22 protein-coding genes are annotated in these 21,680 nt (G+C 68.7%); 13 read left to right on the top strand and 9 right to left on the bottom strand.

The annotated features are described in order from the left end of the window. Positions 1–6 precede the first annotated feature (6 nt). The 3 genes from V9K99_RS36975 to V9K99_RS36965 all read right to left on the bottom strand — a co-directional run bounded on the left by V9K99_RS36975 (position 7) and on the right by V9K99_RS36965 (position 3,344). Entirely contained in the window at positions 7–945 is a 939-nt protein-coding gene (locus V9K99_RS36975; protein WP_337010605.1) for a tRNA (adenine-N1)-methyltransferase, read from the bottom strand. 309 nt (positions 946–1,254) lie between these two features. Beyond that, positions 1,255–2,409, bottom strand: coding sequence for a site-2 protease family protein (locus V9K99_RS36970; RefSeq protein WP_337010607.1), 1,155 nt, complete (start codon positions 2,407–2,409; stop codon positions 1,255–1,257). Positions 2,410–2,489: 80 nt separating this feature from the next. After that, positions 2,490–3,344, bottom strand: coding sequence for an intradiol ring-cleavage dioxygenase (locus tag V9K99_RS36965; protein ID WP_337010609.1), 855 nt, complete (start codon positions 3,342–3,344; stop codon positions 2,490–2,492). A gap of 158 nt (positions 3,345–3,502) precedes the next feature. Here V9K99_RS36965 and V9K99_RS36960 point away from each other — a divergent pair, with 158 nt between their 5' ends. The 8 genes from V9K99_RS36960 to V9K99_RS36925 all read left to right on the top strand — a co-directional run bounded on the left by V9K99_RS36960 (position 3,503) and on the right by V9K99_RS36925 (position 13,067). Beyond that, positions 3,503–4,390: a RecB family exonuclease gene (locus V9K99_RS36960; RefSeq protein WP_337010611.1), complete on the top strand. Its 888-nt coding sequence runs from the start codon at positions 3,503–3,505 to the stop codon at positions 4,388–4,390. Positions 4,391–4,418: 28 nt separating this feature from the next. Continuing rightward, positions 4,419–5,162, top strand: a complete 744-nt coding sequence (locus V9K99_RS36955) for an ABC transporter ATP-binding protein (protein WP_337010613.1) — start codon at positions 4,419–4,421, stop codon at positions 5,160–5,162. Next, a complete protein-coding gene (locus V9K99_RS36950; protein WP_337010616.1) occupies positions 5,162–7,681 on the top strand; it encodes an ABC transporter permease in 2,520 nt (839 codons plus the stop codon). The genes V9K99_RS36955 and V9K99_RS36950 overlap by 1 nt, the downstream gene beginning before the upstream one ends. Before the next feature lie 72 nt (positions 7,682–7,753). Next, positions 7,754–8,512: an IclR family transcriptional regulator gene (locus tag V9K99_RS36945; protein WP_337010618.1), complete on the top strand. Its 759-nt coding sequence runs from the start codon at positions 7,754–7,756 to the stop codon at positions 8,510–8,512. Positions 8,513–8,533: 21 nt separating this feature from the next. Next, a complete protein-coding gene (gene glpK, locus V9K99_RS36940; protein ID WP_337010620.1) occupies positions 8,534–10,042 on the top strand; it encodes a glycerol kinase GlpK in 1,509 nt (502 codons plus the stop codon). Positions 10,043–10,162: 120 nt separating this feature from the next. Next, positions 10,163–10,546: a hypothetical protein gene (locus V9K99_RS36935; protein ID WP_337010622.1), complete on the top strand. Its 384-nt coding sequence runs from the start codon at positions 10,163–10,165 to the stop codon at positions 10,544–10,546. A gap of 56 nt (positions 10,547–10,602) precedes the next feature. Beyond that, on the top strand, positions 10,603–11,622 hold the full coding sequence (locus V9K99_RS36930; RefSeq protein WP_337010624.1) for a LacI family DNA-binding transcriptional regulator: 1,020 nt from the start codon (positions 10,603–10,605) through the stop codon (positions 11,620–11,622). 56 nt (positions 11,623–11,678) lie between these two features. Next, a complete protein-coding gene (locus tag V9K99_RS36925) occupies positions 11,679–13,067 on the top strand; it encodes a glycoside hydrolase family 43 protein (RefSeq protein WP_337010626.1) in 1,389 nt (462 codons plus the stop codon). On the opposite strand, the gene V9K99_RS36920 is transcribed toward V9K99_RS36925, so the two are convergent. Continuing rightward, positions 13,064–13,516, bottom strand: a complete 453-nt coding sequence (locus tag V9K99_RS36920; protein ID WP_337336424.1) for a nuclear transport factor 2 family protein — start codon at positions 13,514–13,516, stop codon at positions 13,064–13,066. The genes V9K99_RS36925 and V9K99_RS36920 overlap by 4 nt on opposite strands. 77 nt (positions 13,517–13,593) lie before the next feature. Between V9K99_RS36920 and V9K99_RS36915 the strand changes: the two genes are divergently transcribed. Then, on the top strand, positions 13,594–14,097 hold the full coding sequence (locus V9K99_RS36915; protein WP_337010630.1) for a winged helix-turn-helix transcriptional regulator: 504 nt from the start codon (positions 13,594–13,596) through the stop codon (positions 14,095–14,097). Here V9K99_RS36915 and V9K99_RS36910 read toward each other — a convergent pair. From V9K99_RS36910 to V9K99_RS36890, 5 genes are all read right to left on the bottom strand, one after another. Continuing rightward, entirely contained in the window at positions 14,015–14,725 is a 711-nt protein-coding gene (locus V9K99_RS36910) for a hypothetical protein (RefSeq protein ID WP_337010632.1), read from the bottom strand. The genes V9K99_RS36915 and V9K99_RS36910 overlap by 83 nt on opposite strands. 63 nt (positions 14,726–14,788) lie before the next feature. Next, entirely contained in the window at positions 14,789–16,501 is a 1,713-nt protein-coding gene (locus tag V9K99_RS36905; RefSeq protein ID WP_337010634.1) for a glycerol-3-phosphate dehydrogenase/oxidase, read from the bottom strand. Positions 16,502–16,547: 46 nt separating this feature from the next. Further along, positions 16,548–18,065 (bottom strand): glycerol kinase GlpK, encoded by a 1,518-nt coding sequence (gene glpK, locus V9K99_RS36900; protein ID WP_337010636.1) that lies wholly within the window; start codon positions 18,063–18,065, stop codon positions 16,548–16,550. A 36-nt stretch (positions 18,066–18,101) separates the two neighbouring features. After that, entirely contained in the window at positions 18,102–18,935 is an 834-nt protein-coding gene (locus V9K99_RS36895) for an MIP/aquaporin family protein (protein ID WP_337010638.1), read from the bottom strand. Positions 18,936–19,070: 135 nt separating this feature from the next. Beyond that, complete coding sequence (locus tag V9K99_RS36890) at positions 19,071–19,688, bottom strand: VOC family protein (RefSeq protein WP_337010640.1); 618 nt, start codon at positions 19,686–19,688, stop codon at positions 19,071–19,073. Here V9K99_RS36890 and V9K99_RS36885 point away from each other — a divergent pair. From V9K99_RS36885 to V9K99_RS36870, 4 genes are all read left to right on the top strand, one after another. Further along, positions 19,687–19,836: a hypothetical protein gene (locus V9K99_RS36885; RefSeq protein WP_337010642.1), complete on the top strand. Its 150-nt coding sequence runs from the start codon at positions 19,687–19,689 to the stop codon at positions 19,834–19,836. The genes V9K99_RS36890 and V9K99_RS36885 overlap by 2 nt on opposite strands. After that, a complete protein-coding gene (locus V9K99_RS36880) occupies positions 19,833–20,426 on the top strand; it encodes an ATP-binding cassette domain-containing protein (RefSeq protein ID WP_337010644.1) in 594 nt (197 codons plus the stop codon). Before V9K99_RS36885 ends, V9K99_RS36880 begins: the two co-directional genes overlap by 4 nt. 17 nt (positions 20,427–20,443) lie before the next feature. Beyond that, positions 20,444–21,079 (top strand): hypothetical protein, encoded by a 636-nt coding sequence (locus tag V9K99_RS36875; RefSeq protein ID WP_337010647.1) that lies wholly within the window; start codon positions 20,444–20,446, stop codon positions 21,077–21,079. 228 nt (positions 21,080–21,307) lie between these two features. Then, a complete protein-coding gene (locus V9K99_RS36870) occupies positions 21,308–21,580 on the top strand; it encodes a hypothetical protein (RefSeq protein ID WP_337324171.1) in 273 nt (90 codons plus the stop codon). The last annotated feature ends 100 nt before the right edge of the window (positions 21,581–21,680 follow it).

Below are 21,680 nucleotides of genomic sequence, written 5' to 3'. Positions count from 1 at the left end.
TGCGGATCAATCCGTTGCTCTCGGCATGTCTTCTGAGGTATCGGCACGACGTGGGCCCGAGTAGTCGTCGCCGTAGGCACCAGGGGCCGGACGGCGCTTCTTGCGGGGTGCCTGAACACCGTGCGCCATCCGCCGCGCGGTCACCAGGAACGCGGTGTGACCCTGCATCCGGTGCCCCGGCCGGACAGCCAGTCCTTCGACGTGCCAGTCCCGCACCAGGGACTCCCAGGCCCGCGGCTCGGTGAACTCGCCATGGGCCCTCAGCGTCTCCACGAAGCGGCTCAGCTGCGTCGTGGTGGCGACGTACGCACAGAACACCCCACCCGGCGACAGAGCCCCTGCGACGGCGTCCACGCACTCCCAGGGCGCCAGCATGTCCAGTACGACGCGATCGACGTCCTGCTCGTTCAACCTCTCAACAAGATCGCCCACCTCGAGCCGCCAGGCCGGGTGTTCGGCGCCGAAGAATCCGGTCACGTTTTTGCGCGCGACCTCGGCGAAATCCTCCCGCCGCTCGAACGAGATGACCTGCCCGTGGATCCCGACCGCGCGCAGCAGCGCGGTGGTCAGCGCACCGGATCCGGCACCCGCCTCGACCACCTTCGCCCCCGGGAAGATGTCGGCCATCGTGACGATCTGTGCGGTGTCCTTCGGATAGATCACGGCGGCACCGCGGGGCATGGAAACCGAGTAGTCGGCCATCAGCGGGCGCAGGGCGAGGTATTCGACGCCGCCCTTGGACTTGATCACCACCGCGTCCGGACCGTCGATCAGGTCGTCGTGCGCGATCCCGCCCTTGGTGGTGTGGAAGATCTTCCCGCGCTCCAGGAACACCGAGTGCCGGCGGCCCTTGGAGTCCTGCAGGGTGATCCACTCCCCCGCCTGCAAGGGGCCGTGGTGGACCCCGGAGAACGCCTGATCGGGAAAGTCGCGCAAGTCAGCCATAAGGCGCTCACCTTAACTTTCGGTCACCTCGATCCCCGAATCCGACCGTACGCCGCACGCACCCGGACCTGAGGCACTCGCAAGCAGGCCAACTGCGAGCGTCTCGCGCTCAGGCGCGGCGCGCTCGCGGGAGTTGATGAGTGAGCCACGTCCGCCCGGCCCCGCCCCCACCCTTCCCGCCCGTTCCCATTTCAGGGGCCAACCCCTGAGGTGGTGGGTTCGGCCGTCAAAATCCGAAGGGCCAACCCACAAGTCGAGGGGTTGACCCCTCAACTGGGGATGGGAGGCAGGAGTGGGTGGGGTTTGGGATCAGCGGGCGCGGAACGCTCGCTCGATGTCGGCGGTGGCCAGCACCCCGTAGACGCCGCCGGTGGCGTCGAGAACGAGGTACTCCGAGGCCGGGTGCTCGCGGATCGTCTTGAGGATCTCCTCGCCGGTGTCGTTCACACCGATGATGTGGCCCGCGCCGATCCGGGTCGACACCTCGCTGACGTTGGTCCACGGACGCTGGTTCGGCGCGACCGCGGCGACCGCGGACTCCGACACCAGCGCGTGCGGCTTGCCCTCGCCGTCGATCACCACGACCGCCCCGGCCTGTCCCTCGCTCGCCAGCCGGACCGCTTCGGAGATCGGCGTGCCGGAATGTACGGCGATCGCACGCCGGGCCAGCGTGCGGACCTGCAACGCGGGCAGCTTCCGCTGCAGCCGGGCCTGCATCAGCGACGCGGTCGACCCCATCCAGAGGAAGAACCCGACCGCCAGCGCGATGACGAAGTCGATCATCGTCGGCTGCCGGCCCCAGATCTCCTCCAGCAGGACGGGCGCGGCCAGCACCGTGATCGCCAGCAGCCGGCCGGCCCAGGCGGCCCAGATGGTGCCGGTGTGCATGTTCCCGGTGATCTTCCAGACCACCGCTCGCATCACCCAGCCGCCGTCCAGCGGGAGGCCGGGCAGCAGGTTGGTCACGCCGACGATGAGGTTGGCCACGCCGAGCTCCCAGAGGGCGACGTACCCGACGCCCTCGTCGAACGCGCGGGAGCCGAGGTATGCCAGCCCGCCGACCACCAGCGAGGCGATCGGGCCGACCACCGAGACGGCGAATTCCTCGAACGGTGACTTCCGTTCGCCCTCGATGTGGGTGCCGGCCGCGAAGAAGCCGAGGTTGATCTCCGACACCCCGATGCCGAACCGCATCGCCATCAAAGCGTGGGCCAGCTCGTGCACCAGGATCGACAGGGTGAACGCGACCACGAACGCGAAGGCGGCCAGGTAGCGCCAGTTGCCCAGGTCGGGGAACTGCTGCCCGATGATGGTGGCGAACCCGATCGCCAGCAGCATCGCCACCGGCAACCAGGTGAACCGCATGGTCAGCCGGATCCCGCGGACACGACCGAGGACCCAGGTACCGGGCGGCGGTGGGCCGGCCGGCTGGGCGGGGCTCTGGGGATCACGCGGTTCTGGCATCGACCCAACGCTACTTGCCCGGCGGTAACTCCGTGCTACCTACCCGCCGTACTTCTGCTTTCCCACCCCGCCGGCCCGGGTCACACGCCGACGTTGAGCTTCGCGACGTACCCGCTGCTGACGTCGCCGGTGACGGTGGCGAGCTGGTCGACGCCGTCGTCGTCGCCGAACACGTTGTCGTCCTCGAGCGAGGTCTGCTGCATGTTCTGCGCGCTGCCGTCGTACCCGTCGGTGGCGTAGACGGTGTCGCAGACGTCCTTCGGGAAGGCCAGCTGCGAGGTGGCGCTGATCTTTCCGGCGGCGGTCGCCTCGGACAGGCTCGAGTACACCTCGAAGTGGATGTGCGGCCAGCGGCCCATGTACGCGGCCGGGAAGATGGAGGTGAAGGTGACCTTGCCGTTCGAGTCGGCCGCCTGGACGCCGCGGAGGTAGTTCTCGTTGGTGGCGCCGTCGGAGTAGAGGGAGTAGCGGCCCTGCGCGTCGCAATGCCACAGGTAGACCGCGGCACCGGCCAGCGGCGCGTCCTTGGCCGCGTCCAGGATGGTGAGTTCGACGGTCAGCGGTACGCCGGTCGCGACGCCGGAGGCGGAGCCGAATGACTTGGTGATGTCCTTGCGGACGATGCCGGACTCGGTCAGCACGTTCGGGCCGTTGGAGCCGTCACCCGGGTACGGACCGGCCGTCTCCTGCGGGATCTCGTCCACGTCGACGGTGCCGGTCGTCGTACTGCTGGACGACGTCGCACTCGGGGTGCTCGAGGTCGTGGTCGTCGTACCGCTGGTGGTCGAGTCGGTGTCGTTGTCGGTCGCGCAGCCGGCCACGACGGCCAGGCCGGCCCCGGCGAAGAGGCCGAGGAACCGCCGGCGCTGCAGCGTGCCGAGGTCGTACTCCAGGCCCAGGTCGTGCTCGCGTGGTGGTTTCTGCGGAGGGGTCATCTCAGGCTCCTTGCGGTGTTTGGTGGCACCAGCCTGGCAACCGGAGCCGATCGTTTGCCGAAAGTCCGCTGTGAGTTTCCTGGGAGCGTCCGACCGGTTTTCCACAGGCTCGGGGTGGGTGCACGCGAAGTGTCGGTGCGCTCGCCTAGGGTTCAGGCATGAGCGTTGCACTCGAAGCCGATGTCCACGGCCATCCGCGCGGGGCGTTGTCGCCGTCCCGGGCCGCGGACTTCATGAGCTGCCCGCTCAAGTACCGGTTCCGCGTGATCGACCGGCTGCCGGAGAAGCCGTCGGCCGCCGCGGTCCGGGGCACTGTCGTGCACAGCGTGCTCGAGCGCTTGTTCGACCTGCCGCGGGGTCAGCGGACGCTGGAGCGTGCGGCGGAGATGCTGGAGCCGCAGTGGCAGCAGGTGCTGGCCGCGGAGCCGGAGGTGGCCGAGCTGTTCGCCGAGGACGCGACCGGCGAGGAGCTGGCCGCGTGGCTGGCCGAGGCACACCAACTGCTCGGCAAGTACTTCACTTTGGAGGACCCGAACGCACTGGAGCCGGCCGAGCGGGAGCTGTACGTCGAGACCGAGCTCGACTCGGGCCTGGTACTGCGGGGGTACGTCGACCGACTCGATGTCGCGCCGACGGGCGAGATCCGGGTGGTCGACTACAAGACGGGTCGCTCCCCCTCGGAGTTCTTCGAGGCCAAGGCGCTGTTCCAGATGAAGTTCTACGCGCTGGTGCTCTGGCGGCTGCGTGGCGTCGTACCGGCGATGTTGCAACTGGTCTATCTCGGCAACGGTGAGATCGTCCGTTACGTCCCGGACGAGGCCGACTTGCGCGCTTGTGAACGCAAGGTGTCGGCGCTGTGGATGGCGATCACCCGGGCCCTCGAGTCCGGCGACTGGCGCCCGAGCCCCGGTCCGCTCTGCGAGTGGTGCGACCACAAACCGCTCTGCCCAGCCTGGGGCGGGACACCCCCGCCACTCCCGACCCGCTCGGTCGAGGAAGTCGCCGCCGAATCCGCCGGAGTGGACCTCGTAGGCGTCGACGGCTGAGGAACCCTCGACCTATACCGTTCGTCGCATGAGCGTGGCTGTGCGGGCTGTGGGGTTGTGGAAGCGGTACGGCGGCGGGCCGACGCAGGTGGACGCGTTGGCCGACGTGAGCGCCGAGTTCGGGCAGGGCCGATTCACCGCGATCATGGGCCCCTCGGGCTCCGGGAAGTCGACGCTGCTGCACTGTCTGGCCGGGCTGGACAAGCCAACCGACGGCCAGGTGTTGATGGGCGACGTCGACATCACCCGGCTGCCGGAGAAGCAGCTGACCCACCTTCGCCGGGACCGGATCGGATTCGTGTTCCAAGCGTTCAACCTGGTCCCGACCCTCACCGCGCTCGAGAACATCACGCTCCCGCTCGACCTCGCCGGTCGCAAACCCGACCAGGAGTGGCTCGACACCGTCATCGACACGATCGGCCTGAAGGATCGCCTGAGCCACAAGCCGTCCGAGCTCTCCGGCGGCCAGCAGCAGCGCGTCGCCTGCGCCCGCGCTCTCGCGTCGCGGCCTGACGTGGTGTTCGCCGACGAACCCACCGGCAACCTCGACTCCCGGTCGTCCGCCGACGTACTCGCGTTCCTGCACCGATCCGTCCGCGACTTCGGCCAGACCGTCGTGATGGTCACCCATGACCCGACTGCCGCGTCGTACGCGGACCGTGTCCTCTTCCTCGCCGACGGGGCACTGCGCTCCGAGCTGCTCGACCCGACAGCCGAGACCGTGCTCGACACGATGAAGCAGCTCGACACGACTGCTGCAGCGGCCGGCTGATGCTCAGGCTAGGCCTCCGGTCGGTCCTCGCCCACCGGCTGCGCTTCGTGCTGTGCACGGTGGCGGTGCTGCTCGGCATCGCGTTCGTCGGCGGCGCGATGGTCTTCACCGACACCCTCTCGGCCGCGTTGAAGAAGAACTTCTCCGGCAGTACGGCGGACATCACAGTCACCCCGGTCGATCCGGTCGGCGTCCGATCCGGCCGGCCCGCGACGTTCCCCTCCGACGTGGTCGAGCGCATCGCCGCCGTACCAGGTGTGGCCGGCGCGAACCCGGAGCTGCTCGTCAGCGACGTACAGATCCTGGCGCCGGACGGGAAGCTGACCGAGATGTACGGGCTGCCGACGTACGGCGGCGCGTGGCCGCGGGACGCCCGGACGGCGCCGTTCCGGCTGCTCGAAGGGAAGCCGCCGTGGGGCGAGTCCGAGCTCGCCCTGGACCAGTCGACAGCGACCCGCGAGGGGTATGTCGTCGGCGACCAGGTCCGCGTGGTCGCCCCGACCAAGGCAATCACCGCCGAACTCACCGCGATCACCACACCGACCGCCTCCGGTACGGCGGCCGGCGCGCCACTCGTCACCTTCGATCCGGCGACCGCCCAGCTGCTCCTTCTCGGCGGACCAGGCTGGACCTCCGTCGGCGTCGCCCTCGCCCCCGGATCCGACCCGGACGCGGTGAGCCAAGCGATCGCCAAGACCATCGGCGACTCGGTGACGGTCCGCACCGCCAAGCAGGTCGCGTCCGACGGCGAGAACGCGCTCGACGACGCGTTCGGCGGCTACAGCACGGTGTTGATGCTGTTTGCCGGGCTCGCGCTGTTCGTCGGCGCGTTCCTGATCGTCAACACGTTCGCGATGCTCGTCGCGCAGCGATCCCGTGAGCTCGCGATGCTCCGCGCGATCGGCGCGTCCCGCGGGCAGGTCACCGCCACGGTTCTGATCGAGGCAGTGGTGATCGGCGCGGTCGGCTCCACCCTCGGTCTGCTGCTCGGCATCGGGGTGGCCGCGGGTATCCAGTTCCTCTACCAACTGGTCGACCTCTCCATCTCCCAGGCGACGCTGCAGATCAGCGCGGCGACGGTGATCGCGTGCTACCTGATCGGCATCGGCGTCACGGTCGCCGCCGCGTACCCGGCGGCCCGGCGGGCCGGCAAGCTCCCGCCGATGGCCGCGCTGCGCGACGACGTCGCCCTGCCCGAGCGGTCCCTGCTGGTGCGGCTGCTCATCGGCGGGTTCATGCTCCTGATGGCGGTGTCGCTCTACCTGTTCGCACTGCAGACCCGCGGCCTCCCGGGCGCGGTCCTCCTCGGGCTCGCCGCCGCGATCACCCTGCTCGGTGTCGTGATGACCAGTCCGCTCGTCAGCCGGTACGCCGTACGGGCCCTGATGTGGCCGTTCGGTCGTCAGGCGCCGGTGACTCTGGGCCGTCGCAACGCCGAGCGGAATCCCCGCCGTACGTCGGCGACGGCGTCGGCGCTGATGATCTCGGTCGCCCTGATCAGCGGCCTGATCGTGATCGCCGCCTCGGCCAAGGCGTCCATCGAGCAGAACATCGCCGACGCGATCGGTACGTCGGAACTCGTCGTCAGCTCGGACGATCCGCCCACCTTCAGCGCGCAGGTCGCCGACCGGATCGCCAAGGTCTCCGGCGTCGATTCCGTCCACCGGGTCCGCCAGCAGCAGGCCAAGGTCGGCGACAGCACCGTTCAGGTCAGCGGAGTCAGTGACGGAACGCTCGACGGCCCGATCACCGTGAAGCTCGAATCCGGCTCCCGCGACGGACTCGGCAACGGTCAGGCGCTCCTCCCCCGCACCCTCGCCAAATCCCTCGACCTGACCACCGGCACGACGTTCGACCTGACCACGACCACCGGCAAACACCGCCTCACCGTCGCCGGCATCCTCGCCCCGAACCGCCAACTGAACGCAATCGTCCTGTCCCTGCCGACGTACGACGCGATCGGCGGCGCGCCCACCGATTCACTGCTGTACGTCGAGCTCGCCCGGAGCACCGGTGCGTCGCAGGCCGGACAGGCGATCCTCGCGGAACTGAAGGACTACCCGACGATCCACGTCCGCGACCAGGAGGCGTACGTCGCCGAGGCCCGCGGACCGGTCAACGTCGCACTCGGCGTGATCGGGATGCTGCTCGCGCTGGCGATCCTGATCGCGATCCTGGGCATCGTGAACACGCTCGCCCTCGGCGTGGTCGAACGGACCCGCGAGATCGGTCTGCTGCGCGCGATCGGGATGGACCGGCCGCAGCTGAGCCGGATGCTTCGGGTCGAGTCGATCGCGATCTCGCTGCTCGGTGCGTTGCTCGGGCTGGTGATCGGTGTCGTGTTCGCGGCCTCGGTGCAGAGGGTGATGGTCGACAACGGCCTGAGTGTGCTCGACATCCCGGTGCTGCAACTGCTGGTCGCCGTACTGCTCGCCGGTGTTGTCGGTGTGCTTGCCGCCCTGTGGCCGTCACGCCGAGCCGCACGCCTCGATGTCCTGCAAGCAATCGCCACGGAGTAAAGCAATTCACCCCTGGTCACCGCAGCACGCCGAGGTGGAGAAATGCAGGAGATTCACAGGTAGCCTGCCGGTGTGCCGGGCACTGTGCAGTCCATCGAGCGGGCTGCCGCTGTGCTCCGACTGCTCGCGGCCGCTCCCGACGGGCTCGGGGTCGCCGACCTCGGCAACGCGCTCGGGCTGGCGAAGACGACGGTGCACGGGATCCTCCGGACCTTGCACCAGGTCGGTTTCGTGGAGCAGGACCACAGCGGCGCGCACTACCACCTGAGCGATGCCTTCGGCCGGCTCGGTGAGAGCTACCTGGACCCGAACGAACTGCGCAGCCGTGCGATCAACTGGGCCGACTCACTCGCCTCCCGCAGCGGCGAGGTCGTCCGCGTCGGCCGCCTGGTCGAGGGCAAGGTCGTGGTCGTCCACCACGTGTTCCGCCCCGACGACAGCGACCAGGACCTCGACGTCGGTACGACGCTCCCGCCGCACGCCTGCGCACTCGGAAAGGCCGTGCTGGCGTTCGACACCAGCGGAGCCGCCCGGCCGCGGAAGCTGGAGGCGTACACGACCAGGACGATCGTGGACCCGGCCCGGCTGGCCGAAGAACTGGCGGCGGTCCGGGCCAAGGGGTGGGCCGCGGAGTTCGAGGAGTACACGGTCGAGATGGCCAGCATCGCGGCGCCGATCCGGGGGCTCGGCGGGCTCGTGGTCGGCGCGGTCGGGATGACCGGCCGGATCGAGCGTCTCTGCGACAGCCGGCTGCGTCATCGCACCGACCTGGTCAGCATGGTCCGCGCCACCGCCGAGGCCATCGGCCGCGACCTGCGGGAGACCGGCTGATGGTTCGACGGGGGTGGAGTGATGGCTGAGCAGTACGTGGCGGCGGTCGACCAGGGGACCAACTCATCGCGCTGCATTCTGTTCGACCGGCGCGGCCGGCTCGTCTCGGTGGCGCAACGCGAGCACCGGCAACTGTTCCCGCGGCCGGGCTGGGTCGAGCACGACGCGACAGAGATCTGGCGGAACGTGACCCGGGTGGTCCCGGCCGCGATCCGCCAGATCGGCGCCGAGCCGTCCCAGGTCGTTGCCATCGGCATCACCAACCAGCGGGAGACCAGCCTGCTCTGGGACCGCCGGACCGGCCGGCCGATCGGTCACGCGGTGGTCTGGCAGGACACCCGGACCGACCGCCTGGTCACCGAACTGGCCGGCGACGAGGGTCCGGACCGGTTCGCGGATCTGTGTGGTCTGCCGCTGACGACGTACTTCTCCGCGCCGAGGATCCGGTGGATGCTCGACCACACGCCTGGGCTGCGGCAGCGTGCGGAGCGCGGCGAGGTGCTGTTCGGCACGATGGAGACCTGGCTGATCTGGAACTTCACCGGCGGCGTGAACGGCGGTCTGCACGTGACCGACGTGACCAATGCCAGCCGCACGATGCTGATGAACATCGAGTCGCTGGAGTGGGACGAGACGCTGCTTCAAGCGTTCGACGTACCGCGGGCGATCCTGCCGGAGATCCGACCGTCGTCCGGGGTGTTCGGGACCGCGACCGAGGTGTTGCCCGGCGTACGGATCGGGGCCGCGCTCGGGGATCAGCAGGCGGCGCTGTTCGGGCAGACCTGTTTCAGCGCGGGCGAGGCGAAGTGCACGTATGGCACTGGCTCGTTCCTGCTGCTGCACACCGGGCAGGAGATCGTCCGGTCGAAGCACGGCATGCTCACCACTGTCGCGTACCAGATCGGCGACGAGCCGGCGTCGTACGCGCTGGAAGGCTCGATGGCGGTGACCGGGTCGCTGGTGCAGTGGTTCCGCGACGGGCTCGGGCTGATCCACACCGCGGCCGAGATCGAGACGCTGGCCCGGACGGTCGACGACAACGGCGGCGCCTATATCGTGCCGGCGTTCTCCGGATTGTTCGCACCGCATTGGCGCAGTGAGGCGCGCGGTGTCATCGCCGGCCTGACCGGCTACATCACCAAGGGCCATCTGGCCCGCGCCGTCCTCGAGGCCACCGGGTTCCAGACGCTCGAAGTGGTCGATGCGATGAATGCCGACTCGGGAATCGCGCTGACTGCCTTGAAGGTCGACGGCGGAATGACGGCCAACAACCTGCTGATGCAATTCATCGCCGATCTCCTCGACGTCCGGGTGGTGCGCCCGATGGTGACCGAGACGGTGTCGCTCGGCGCCGCCTACGCGGCCGGGCTGTCGGTCGGCTACTGGCCGGACCTCGAAGGGCTGCGGAGCAATTGGCACCGGGCCGGCCAGTGGCTGCCGAACATGGACCCGGCCAAGCGCGCCATCGAGTACGAGAACTGGAAGGCCGCGGTGCAGCGGACTTTCAACTGGATCCGCCCGGAAGAATGACGCAAGCCTTTCGGCCACGGTCGAAGAGCGGCAACCGTGATATTGCCGTCAAACGCTTGATATAGAGCCAGCCTAATGTCCTGAGCGCATTCACGAAAGACGACTCGGGAGGAAATGAAGATGTTTTCAGCAGGTAGGCTGCTCGCCGCGGCGGCGCTCGGACTGTCCACCGTCGGACTCGCTCCGATGGCCGCGAACGCGCACGCCGACAACGTCCAGGCGTTCCGGATCACGCATATCAAGTGCCACGCCCAGGAGGACAACACCGGCGCCGACGACGCGTACCTGGTGGTCGACGGCACGACCATCTGGGGCCCTACCCAGATGACCAACGGTGACAGCAAGGACATCCAGGACGTCCCGGTCGAACAGGGCAAGGTGCTCACCCTGATGGAGGGTGACTGGCCGGACGACGACGACAACCTCGGTGCCCAGCGCATCACCGGTCCCGGCAACTACGAGTTCAAGGACGACGGCGCGCACTACGTCGTCACCGTGAGCTGACCATCCCAGCGCGGGAGGACCGGTCACCTCCGGCCCTCCCGCCTACACTTCACTCCATGGGACGACGGCCGACCGTGTACGACGTTGCCGCGCGCGCCGGGGTCTCGACCGCGACGGTGTCCTTCTCGTTCTCCCAGCCGGACCGGGTGAAGAAGTCCACCCGAGAACTCGTCCTCGCCACCGCTGCCGCGATCGGCTACGTCCCGAGCGCGAGCGCCCGCGGCCTGGCCACCGGTTCCGTCGGCGCGCTCGGCCTGTACTCGTTCGACTATCAGCTGGACACGTCATCGGACGACACCGGCCTCCGCCACTTTCCGATGTACGTCGACGAAGTCCAGCGCGGCGTACAACTCGAGTGCCGTCGCCGCGGGTACGCGCTGATGCTGGGGGCGGGGCACAAGGAAGGTCATCTGCCGGCCGTCATCGACATCGCGGGCCGGGTCGACGGACTGATCGCGTTCGCCGGGTCTGCGCCCTCCGAGGCGATCATCCAGGCCTCGAAGCGGATCCCGGTGGTCGAGCTCGGCAGCGGTATCGCCGGCGAGGACGTCCACACTGTCCCGGTCGACAATCGCACCGGGATGACGGAGCTCACCGCGCATCTCCTGCAGACACACGGTTTCCGCCGCTTCGTCTACCTCGGCGACACCGGCCTCCCCGAGTTCAGATCTCGGCATGAAGGTTTCGCCGCGGCACTGACGGCACTCGGGGAGCCGGTGCCCGAGCCCGCGCACAGTCGCCCGGGTGAAGACGCCACCACGGCGACCGCCGTACAGGGGTATCTGGACGATCTGCCCGACGTGTTCGTCTGCTCGACCGACCAGGAGGCGCTGGTCGCGATCGACACATTGGTTGCCGCGGGCATCGACGTACCGGGGCAGGTGGCGGTGACCGGGTTCGACGGGACGCGGGCCGGCCGGTTCTCCACGCCGCGGCTCACCACGGTTCAGCAGCCGATGGAGGAGATCGGGCGGACCGCCGTACGCATCCTGCTCGGGCTGCTGAACGATACCCCCGCGGATCCGGCCGAACCGCTGCCGGCGCCGTTCGTGCGCGGGAACAGCTGCGGCTGCTGAATTTCACCGGAACAGGGCTTGCCTGGCTCGATTGTTATGCGCTTAACTGCTTGGCAATGAACCTCACCACGCCTGTCATCGCCGGTTTCTATCCCGACCCGTCCATCTGCCGGGTCGGCGAGGACTACTACCTGGCGACGTCGTCGTTCGAGTACTTCCCCGGCGTACCGCTGTTCCACAGCCGCGACCTGCTGCACTGGGAGCAACTCGGCAACGTTCTCGACCGGCCGAGTCAGCTGGCGCCGGGCCTCAGTGGCGCGAGCGGCGGGATCTACGCGCCGACGCTGCGCCACCACGACGGGCGGTTCTGGCTGATCACGACCAACGTGTCGCAGGCCAAGGGTCAGCTGATCGTGACCGCCGAGGACCCGCGTGGCCCGTGGACCGACCCGGTGTTCGTGGAAGGTGCCGCCGGCATCGATCCCGATCTCGCCTGGGACCTCGACGGGCGCTGCTACGTCACCTGGACGACGTCCGGCGGGATCTGGCAGGTGGAAGTCGACCCGTCTGACGGCACCCTGCGCGAAGAACCACGACCGATGTGGTCCGGGACGGGCCTCGCCTGGCCGGAGGCGCCGCACCTGTATCACCGCGACGGCTGGTGGTACCTGGTGATCGCGGAAGGCGGCACTGAACGCGGCCACAGTGTCTCGGTCGCGCGGTCCCGCAGCATCACCGGACCGTTCGAGGGCGCGCCGTACAACCCCGTCTTCAGCCACCGCAGCACCACCCAGCCGGTGCAGAACGTCGGCCACACCGACCTCGTCGAACTCCCCGACGGCACCTGGGCCGCCGTCTTCCTGGGCACCCGCCCTCGCGGCACCACGCCGCTCTTCCACGTCAACGGCCGCGAGACGTTCCTGGCCGGCATCGAGTGGGTCGACGGCTGGCCGACGTACGACGAAACTCGCTACACCGTCCCGCCCGCCGACCACTCCTTCACCGACGATCTGCGGACACCGCATCCACGCTGGGTCTCCCCCGACGCCGATCCGAACGCACTGATCGACCGGACCGGCGGCACAGCACACCTCAATCCATCCGGCTTGCTGACAACACGGGTCCGCGACGAGGCGTGGTCCTTCACCGCGACCGTCGAGCCGAGCGATTTCCGGCTCGTACTGCGGCTCGATGACCGCCACTGGTGCTCGCTCGACCTGTCCGGCCGGCGTGTCACCGCTCGGCTGCGCATCGGCCCGCTCGAGCAGGAACTCGGTTCAGCCGAGGTCGACGGAGCAATCAGTTTGCGAATCGCCACCACGGCGGCGACTTTCGGCGGTCCCGACGACATCGTGCTGAGCCTCGGCTCCGGACAGGTGCTGGCCAGCTTCGACGGCCGCTATCTCTCCACCGAGGTAGCCGGCGGCTTCACCGGCCGCATGCTCGGCCTCCAAGCACTCACCGCCCCAACCCCAATTCACGAAGTCGCCTACACCACGAGCTAGTCGGTGATCGGTGCCGCGTGGGCTTCCTCGAAGCCTGCGGCGGCCAGGCGGTCAAGGGTTTGCTGGAGTACGGCGGTGTCCTCCAGCGTGCGCACTTCGGTGATCTTGCCCCACTTCATCCGCAGGAACTGGTGTACGACGTTCTGATAGCGAGAGCCGTCCGCGACGCCGACGTCGACGGTGACCGCGGTGGCGACTCGGGTGTCCCACGGCCAGCCCGCGACCAGCACGTCCTGCACGTCGAAACGGGTGTTGGGCAACAGCCGGAAGCACCGCTCCCACCACCGCCGCAACGCGTCGTGCGTGTGCCGCTCGCCGGACAACGCGTGGTCGCCGTAGAACCGGTAGGTGAAGGACGGGGCCATTCCCGCCACCATCGCCTCCCAGTTGCCGGCAGTGATCTCGGCGAACGCCTTCCGCACTTGCGCTGCCACGAACCGGTGGTACATGCCTAGCTCCCCTCTGCTGGGTGAACTTCCACCCTAGGGATAGTGAGTTCAATGCCGCAACTGACTACGATGGTGACATGCGGAACACCAGCTTCGCCTCGATGCACTGCTCGCTCGCCCAGTCGCTGGAGATCATCGGCGACTGGTGGACCCCGCTCGTCCTGCGCGACCTGTACCTCGGCCTCGACCGGTTCGACCAGCTCGTCACCGATCTCGGCATCTCGCGCAATCTGCTCACCGATCGGCTGGGCACGCTGATGCAGGGTGGGCTCGTCGCGCGGACGCCGTACCAGGAGAATCCGGTCCGGTATGCCTACGCGCTGACCGAGGCCGGGCGCGAGCTCGTGCCGATCCTGCTCGCGCTCACCGCGTGGGGCGACCGGCACGCGACCCCGCCTGCGGGCCAGCCGATCCGCTTCACCCACGACACGTGCGGAAAGGTGACCACGGCAACTGTCTGCTGCTCGGAATGCGGCGATCCACTGACCGCCGGCGAGGTCACTCCATCCCCGGGCCCAGGTGGTCGAGCCGCGCCGGGGACGGCTCTGGTCGGTACCGTCCTCGGAGCAGCTGGACACTGATGACGATGGTCCACAGCCAGTAGAGCGCGTACGGGATCAGCCAGATCGAGGTCGTCCACCACGCGCGGCCGGCCAGGAAACCGACGGCCGCCACCAAGGCCACCCAGCCGAGCCAGGCCGGCATCCCGCGGGACGACAGGATGATCCAGCCCGCGGCGAAGAGGAAACTGGCCAGCGCCAGCCACGAGTTGGCGAAGCCGAGGTTGCCGTCGTCGTACGCCAGCCGGGCGATCTGCGGATCCACGCCGTCGTCGGTGCGGAAGCCTGCGAGATCCCATCCAGGCCTCAGCACCAGGCTCACGAACGCAAGCCCCGACGCGAGTGCCACGACCGACCGCCAGGCCGGCATACCTTCGGCAGACCGGAGCACCGCCCAAAACCCGGCGAAGAACCACACCAGCGCCAGTACGGCGAGCAGTCCGAGGAACGAGCCGATCGGATAGAGCGTGTCGTTCCGCGACTCGAAGAAGCTGAGGATCTCCTGACCGGACGCATCGAACGCCGGCTCACCGCCGCCCGCCTGCACCAGCGCCTGACTGACGCCGACCAGGACGAACCCGGCCAGGCCGGCGATCCCGGTGCCGACGGACATCGTCCGCCATTGACTACTCGTTGCTTCCGGCCCCATATGCCCTCCCCTGGCTCACCCCACTCATGAGTAAGCCACGGGAGGACCGGATGCGTCCAGAGGTCAGGCCGGGGACACGATGTCGGGGGCGCCCAGGCGGACCTTGTCGGCGGACTCGTCGTCGGGCTGGTCCTGGGAGTCGCGCTCGGACTGGACCCGGCGGAGGTAGAACGACACCTCGCGCTCGATCGTCGCCTCGTTCCAGCCGAGGACCGGGGCCACCAGGCGCGCCGCGGCCTCGGCCGCACCGACACCGCGATCCCATGCCTCGATGGAGATCCGGGTCCGCCGGGCCAGGATGTCGTCGAGGTGACGGGCGCCTTCGGCCTTGGCGCCGTACACGATCTCGGCCTTCAGGTAGTCCTGCGTGCCGGGCAGTTGCTCACCAAGCGACGGGTCCTCCTTGACGAGTTCGAGTACTTCGTCGATCAGGGCGCCGTACCGGTTGAGCAGGTGCTCGATCCGGGCGACGTGCAGGCCGGAGCGTTGGGCGATCAGGTGTCGCTGGTTCCAGAGTGCGTGGTAGCCGTCCGCGCCGACCAGCGGGATGTTCTTGGTGGTGCACTTCGGCACCCGGCCGTCGAGGGCGTTGGCAACCGCGTCGATCGCGTCCTTGGCCATCACCCGGTAGGTCGTGTACTTGCCACCGGCAACCACCACCAGCCCCGGCGCCGCGTGCGCGACGACATGTTCACGGGACAGCTTCGACGTACTCTCCGACTCACCGGCGAGCAGCGGGCGCAGTCCGGCGTACACGCCCTCGACGTCCTCACGGGTCAGCGGTGTGGTCAGCACCGCGTTGACGTGGTCGAGCAGGTACTCGATGTCCTTGCTGGTCGCGGCCGGGTGCGCCTTGTCCAGGTTCCAATCGGTGTCGGTGGTGCCGATCAGCCAGTGCCGGCCCCACGGGATGATGAACAGCACCGACTTCTCGGTCCGCAGGATCATCCCGGTGCTGGACTGGATCCGGTCCTTCGGTACGACCAGGTGGATCCCCTTCGAGGCGCGGACGTGGTACTGACCCCGCTCGCCGACCATCGCCTGGGTGTCGTCGGTCCACACCCCGGTCGCGTTCACGACCTGCTTGGCCCGGACTTCGAACTCCCGTCCGGTCTCCAGGTCCTTCGCCTCGACCCCGGTCACCCGCTCGCCCTGCCGCAGGAAGCCGGTCACCTTGACCCGGTTCGCGACATGAGCGCCGTACGACGCCGCCGTACGGGCAAGCTCCATCGTGTGCCGCGCGTCGTCGACCTGGGCGTCGTAGTACTGCAGCGCGCCGACCAGGGCCGACTTCTTCAGGCTCGGCGCCAGCCGCATCGCGCCGCGCCGGGTCAGGTGCCGGTGGATCGGCAGCCCGGCGCCGAGGCCCGAGCTGACCGCCATGCCGTCGTACAGCGCGACACCGGCACCGGCGTAGAACCGCTCCCACCAGCGATGCTGCAGCGGGTAGAGGAACGGCACCGGCTTCACCAGGTGCGGTGCCAGGCGTTGCAGGAGCAGCCCGCGCTCCTGCAACGCCTCGTGCACCAGCCGGAAGTCGAGCATCTCCAGGTACCGCAGGCCGCCGTGAACCAACTTGCTGGACCGGCTGGAGGTACCACTCGCGAAGTCACGCGCCTCCAGCAGTCCGGTGGTCAGGCCCCGGGTCGCGGCGTCGAGGGCCGACCCGGTGCCGACCACCCCGCCACCGATCACCAGGACGTCCAGTTCCCGTCCGTCGGCCATCGCGTCGATGGCCTCGGTCCTCGCTTGCGGTGACAGAGCCACTGCGCCCACTGTGCTGTTCCTTCCGATTCTGTTGCTTGGTCTTACTCGAGCGTGGTCAGTCGACGTCGACCCAGTCGAGAGTGCGCTGGACCGCCTTCTGCCAGCCGGCGTACCCCTTGGCGCGCTGCTCGTCGGTCCACTGCGGCTCCCACCGCTTGGCCTCGTTCCAGTTCTGCACCAGCTCGTCCTTGTTCTTCCAGAATCCGACCGCCAGGCCGGCCGCGTACGCCGCCCCGAGCGCGGTCGTCTCCGCGACGACCGGCTTGCTCACCGAGACGCCGAGGATGTCGGCCTGCATCTGCATGCACAGCTCGTTCGCGGTGACACCACCGTCCACCTTCAGCACCTCGAGCTTCACCCCGGAGTCCTTCTCCATCGCGTCCGCCACGTCCTTGCTCTGGTAGCAGATCGCTTCCAGTGTCGCGCGGGCCAGGTGAGCGTTGGTGTTGAACCGGGACAGCCCGACGATCGCGCCGCGGGCGTCGGAGCGCCAGTACGGCGCGAACAGGCCGGAGAACGCGGGCACGAAGTACACGCCGCCGTTGTCCTCGACCTGCCGGGCCAGCGTCTCGGTCTCGCTCGCACCGGAGATGATGCCGAGCTGGTCCCGCAGCCACTGGACCGCCGACCCGGTCACCGCGATCGAACCCTCGAGCGCGTAAACCGGCGCTTCGTCGCCGAACTTGTAGCACATGGTGCTGAGCAGGCCGGCCTTCGACCGGACCAGCTCGGTGCCGGTGTTCAGCAGCATGAAGTTGCCGGTGCCGTAGGTGTTCTTGGCCTCGCCCGGGTTGAAGCAGACCTGACCGACGGTCGCGGCCTGCTGGTCGCCGAGGTCACCGGTCAGCGGCACGACCCCGCCGAGCGGGCCGCCGGCGAGTGTCTCGCCGTACTTGTTCGGGTCCGACGACGGCCGGATCTCCGGCAGCATCGACCTCGGGATGTTGAAGAACGAGATCAGCTCGTCGTCCCAGTCGAGCGTCTCCAGGTTCATCAGCATCGTCCGGCTGGCGTTCGTCACGTCGGTGACGTGCACACCGCCGTCCACACCGCCGGTCAGGTTCCACAGCAGCCAGGTGTCGGTGTTGCCGAACACGGCGTCACCGGCCTCGGCCGCCGCCCGCACTCCGTCGACGTTCTCCAGGATCCACTGCACCTTGCCGGCCGAGAAGTACGTCGCCGGCGGCAGGCCGGCCTTCTGCCGGATCACGTCGCCCTTGCCCTCGCGTTCGAGGGCGGACGCGATCCGGTCGGTCCGGGTGTCCTGCCAGACGATCGCGTTGTAGTACGGCCGCCCGGTCTTGCGGTTCCAGACCACCGCGGTCTCGCGCTGGTTGGTGATACCGAGCGCGGCCAGGTCGCTGGCCTGCAACCCCTGCGCGTTCATCGCGGTCCGGATCACCGAACTGGTCCGCTCCCAGATCTCCACCGGGTTGTGCTCGACCCAGCCGGCCTGCGGCAGGATCTGCTCGTGCTCCAACTGGTGGATGCCCACCTCGTTGCCGGAGTGGTCGAAGATCATGAAGCGGGTGCTCGTGGTGCCCTGGTCGACGGCACCGACGAAGTCAGCCATGGAAAGTCCTCTTTTCCTCACATCGCGTACTGATGCTCATGCTGCCTTCTCCTCGGGGATCCGGCCCGGCTCTTCCTCCTCGTCGGCGATCGGCAGGTTGCGGCCGACCAGCAGGTCGTACAGGAACGCGCCGACCAGGGCGCCGAGGATCGGTGCCACGATCGGCACCCAGAAATAGAGATCCCCGAACTGATCTTTGAACGCCCCGCCGTACCCGGTGAAGAAGGACGCCAGCCGGGGGCCGAAGTCACGGGCCGGGTTGATCGCGTAACCCGCGTTGGTACCCCACGCCATCCCGATGCCGACCACCACGAGGCCGACGATGAACGGCGCCAAGTTCGCCGCCGGGGAGGTGTTGCGCAGGTCGACGATCGCCAGGATGAGGAACATCAGGATCGCCGTACCGATGATCTGGTCCCGGAAACCGTCCCACATGCCGACGCCGAGATCCAGGCTGCCGTTGCCCGGCAGGGTGGAGAACACGCCCTGGCTCTTGATCGTGAGCCCGGGGTCGAACTTGTTCAGTGCCTCGGTGTAGTTCCAGCGAACCACGAGCGCCGCCAGGAACGCCCCGAGGAACTGTGCCACCGAATACGGCAGCACCTTCTTCCAGCTGAACCCGCGGAACGCCGCCAGCGCGATCGTCACCGCCGGATTCAGGTGCGCGCCGGTCATCCGGCCCGCGGTGTAGATGCCCAGCGTCACGCCGAGCCCCCACGCCCACGCAATGGAGTCGTGATCTCCGATTCCGGCTGCCACCACCTGCGCCACCACACCGCAGCCGAACAAGATCAGGATGAATGTGCCCGCCAGTTCGGCGGAACACTCCCCCAGAAGGGTCTTCGCTTTGACCGCTTCGGTCGTAGCCATGCCTTAGCCTCCCTTCCACACCGTGACGACCACGGCTGGCTGGAATCTAAGAGCGATCGCGAGGCGGCACAACGCTCGTCGTTCGACATTGTCGAACGGCCCGCAGCGGACTGGTGGCTGCGACACTCAGTGACCTCACCGCAGCGCGTAAGTACCTCCCGGCCCGGCGACCGTGGCCCGCAGTCCAGGCTCACCGGCGACCACGGTCAGGCTGACGTCGAGAGCCTCGAGTACGGCGCTGACCTCCTCCGGCCTCGGGTACGTCGCCCCGAACTCGAGCAACTCGACCGACGGCAACCCGGACCCGGCCGGATGCCGGCTCGTCCCCCAATCGATCAGGAACGGCACGATCCCGTCGTACGGCGCCGGATGCCTCATCGCCAGCCGCCAGCTCACCACCTCACCCGTCGGCGTGGCCCGGCTCATCGGCAGGATCGGGCCGAGATCCGCCCCGGCCTCCTTGGCCGTCCTCGCCGCCGCCTCGATGTTGTCCGGCCGAACCGCCCAGGTGACCAGCCTGTCCCCTGCGAGCCGGTCGATCCCGAACGGCGCCGGCCGAGACCCGGGCCGCTCCAGATCAGGCCCGATGATCTCCAGGTACGACGTGGCGCCGAACCCGACCAGATAGTTCCGAGTCCCCCACCCCTCATGCCGCCCACCTTCAACCGGCTCCACGCCGGTAGCAGCGGCAAACCGCTCCACGGCGGCCTCAAGGTCGCGGCTGGCAAAAACGAGATGGTCAAGCATCGACATGAATCGAGCCTACGACTTTCGATGTACGGCGAGGTCGTCAGAGGTGGGCGGCGGCCGGACTGTGGTCGACGACCTGACGCTGACGATCCGGCCCGGCCGGGTCACCGGGTTCCTCGGGCCGAACGGGGCCGGCAATCCACCACGATGAAGATCGTCCTTGGGCTCGTCCACCCGAGCAGCGGAACGGCGACGGTCAACGGGCGCAGGTACGCCGACCTGCCTGATCCGCTGCGCCAGGTAGGCGCTCTGCTGGAGGCGACTCCGGTGCAGCGCGGACGCAGGGCGTACCGGCATCTGCTTGCGCTGGCGCAGACCCACGGGATCCGCCCGGGCCGGGTGGACGAGGTGCTCGGACTGGTCGGGCTCACGACGGCGGCCGGTCGCCGGGCCGCGGATTTCTCCCTCGGGATGCGGCAGCGGCTGGGGATCGCGGCCGCGCTGCTCGGTGACCCGGCCACCCTGATCCTGGAGGAACCGACGAACGGCGTCGATCCGGCCGGGGTCCATTGGCTGCGCAACTTGCTGCGGTCGTTCGCGGCCGAGCGGCGAACCGTGCTGGTGTCGTCGCATCTCATCAGTGAGATGGCGTTGACCGCCGACCAGATCGTGCTCATCGGTCGCGGCCGGTTGGTGGCCGCCTTACCGCTGCAGGAGTTGGCGGGTCCCGCGGAGTCCCTCGAGGACGCGTACCTGCGGCTGACCGGTGACGCCGTCGAGTACACCGAGAGCGCGCTGTGAGGGTGACGTTTCCGCGGGTGCTGCGATCGGAGTGGACGAAGTTGACCTCGTTGCGGTCGAACTGGCTGGTCCTCGCGGGCGTGCCGGTGGTGTTCGCCGGCTTGTCCGCCGTGATCGGCGCGAACAACGACGGCCGGCCCGTCGATCCGACGCTCGCCGTCGGCGGTGGTTTCCTGCTGAACGCGCTCGCCGTCGGTCTCTTCGGGCTGTTGATGATGACGGCCGAGCATCAGTCCGGCCTGGTCAGATCGACGCCGGCAGCGGTGCCGCGACGGCTGCCGGTGCTCTGGGCGAAGGCCGCGCTGATCGTCGTCGCCGTCGGACCGATCATGGTGGTCGCCTACGTCGCCGCTTTCGTCGCGAATCAGGCATTCACCGATGCCGCCGTACGCCTGTCGCTCGGGGATCCCGGCGTCGTCCGCGGGTCGCTCGGTGCGGCCGGGGCGACCGTCGCGGCCGGACTGATGGGGCTCGCCCTCGGCACGATGGTGCGGAGTACGCCGGGGTCCATCGCGGCGTACGGCGTGGGCCTCGTCGTACTGCCGCCCGCACTGCATGTCAGCCGGGTCCTGACCAAGCTCGCCCTCCGCGACCGCGCCCAGCTCATCGTCCACGCCTACGAACACGACGTCGTACGCCCAGGAGACAACTGACCGGCAGGAACAGGTCATCGCGGGTGGGTTTCGGTGAGCCTTCGGCCGGACCGGATTGGCTGGCTGTGTCGGAACGACCCAGCTGAAGGAGCACCTCGTGCTTGCACCCGCACTCCTGGCCGTCTCGACGCTGATCTCCGGCGCCTAGCTTCCCGGCCCCCCGCCGTACGGGCACAACGCCCGCACAAACCGGACGTCGCCGGACCGAAGAACCTCGACCGACTCGACGTGACCGTCACCCGCAACAACGCCTCCAGCGGCAAGGGCGTGGCGGTCGCCTACGACCGCCACAGCCGTACGGCGGAACGCACCACGCCGGCCGCGGCACGCCGCTTCGTCTTCCTCTTCGACAGGTCGATCTCCCTCAATAACAAAGACTTTCCGACCTGCGCCACCGAGGTCGTCCGGCAGCAGGGCCCCGCAGCCTGCCCTGCCGGCTCGCACGTCGGCGGCGGCACCTCCACCAACCTTCAGGGCCAGACAACGCCGTCTACCTCTTGAACACCCGCTACTTCAACGGCGACTACGGCCTGATCGTCTCCATCCCGGCGGCCCGGCCAAACCGCCCTCCCCACCGACACCACCAAAGTCTCCTAACTCG

It is taken from the genome of Kribbella sp. CCNWLW201, assembly GCF_037203805.1.
In the GTDB taxonomy this organism is placed as follows: domain Bacteria; phylum Actinomycetota; class Actinomycetes; order Propionibacteriales; family Kribbellaceae; genus Kribbella.
This window is presented reverse-complemented; position numbering and strand designations above follow the sequence as displayed.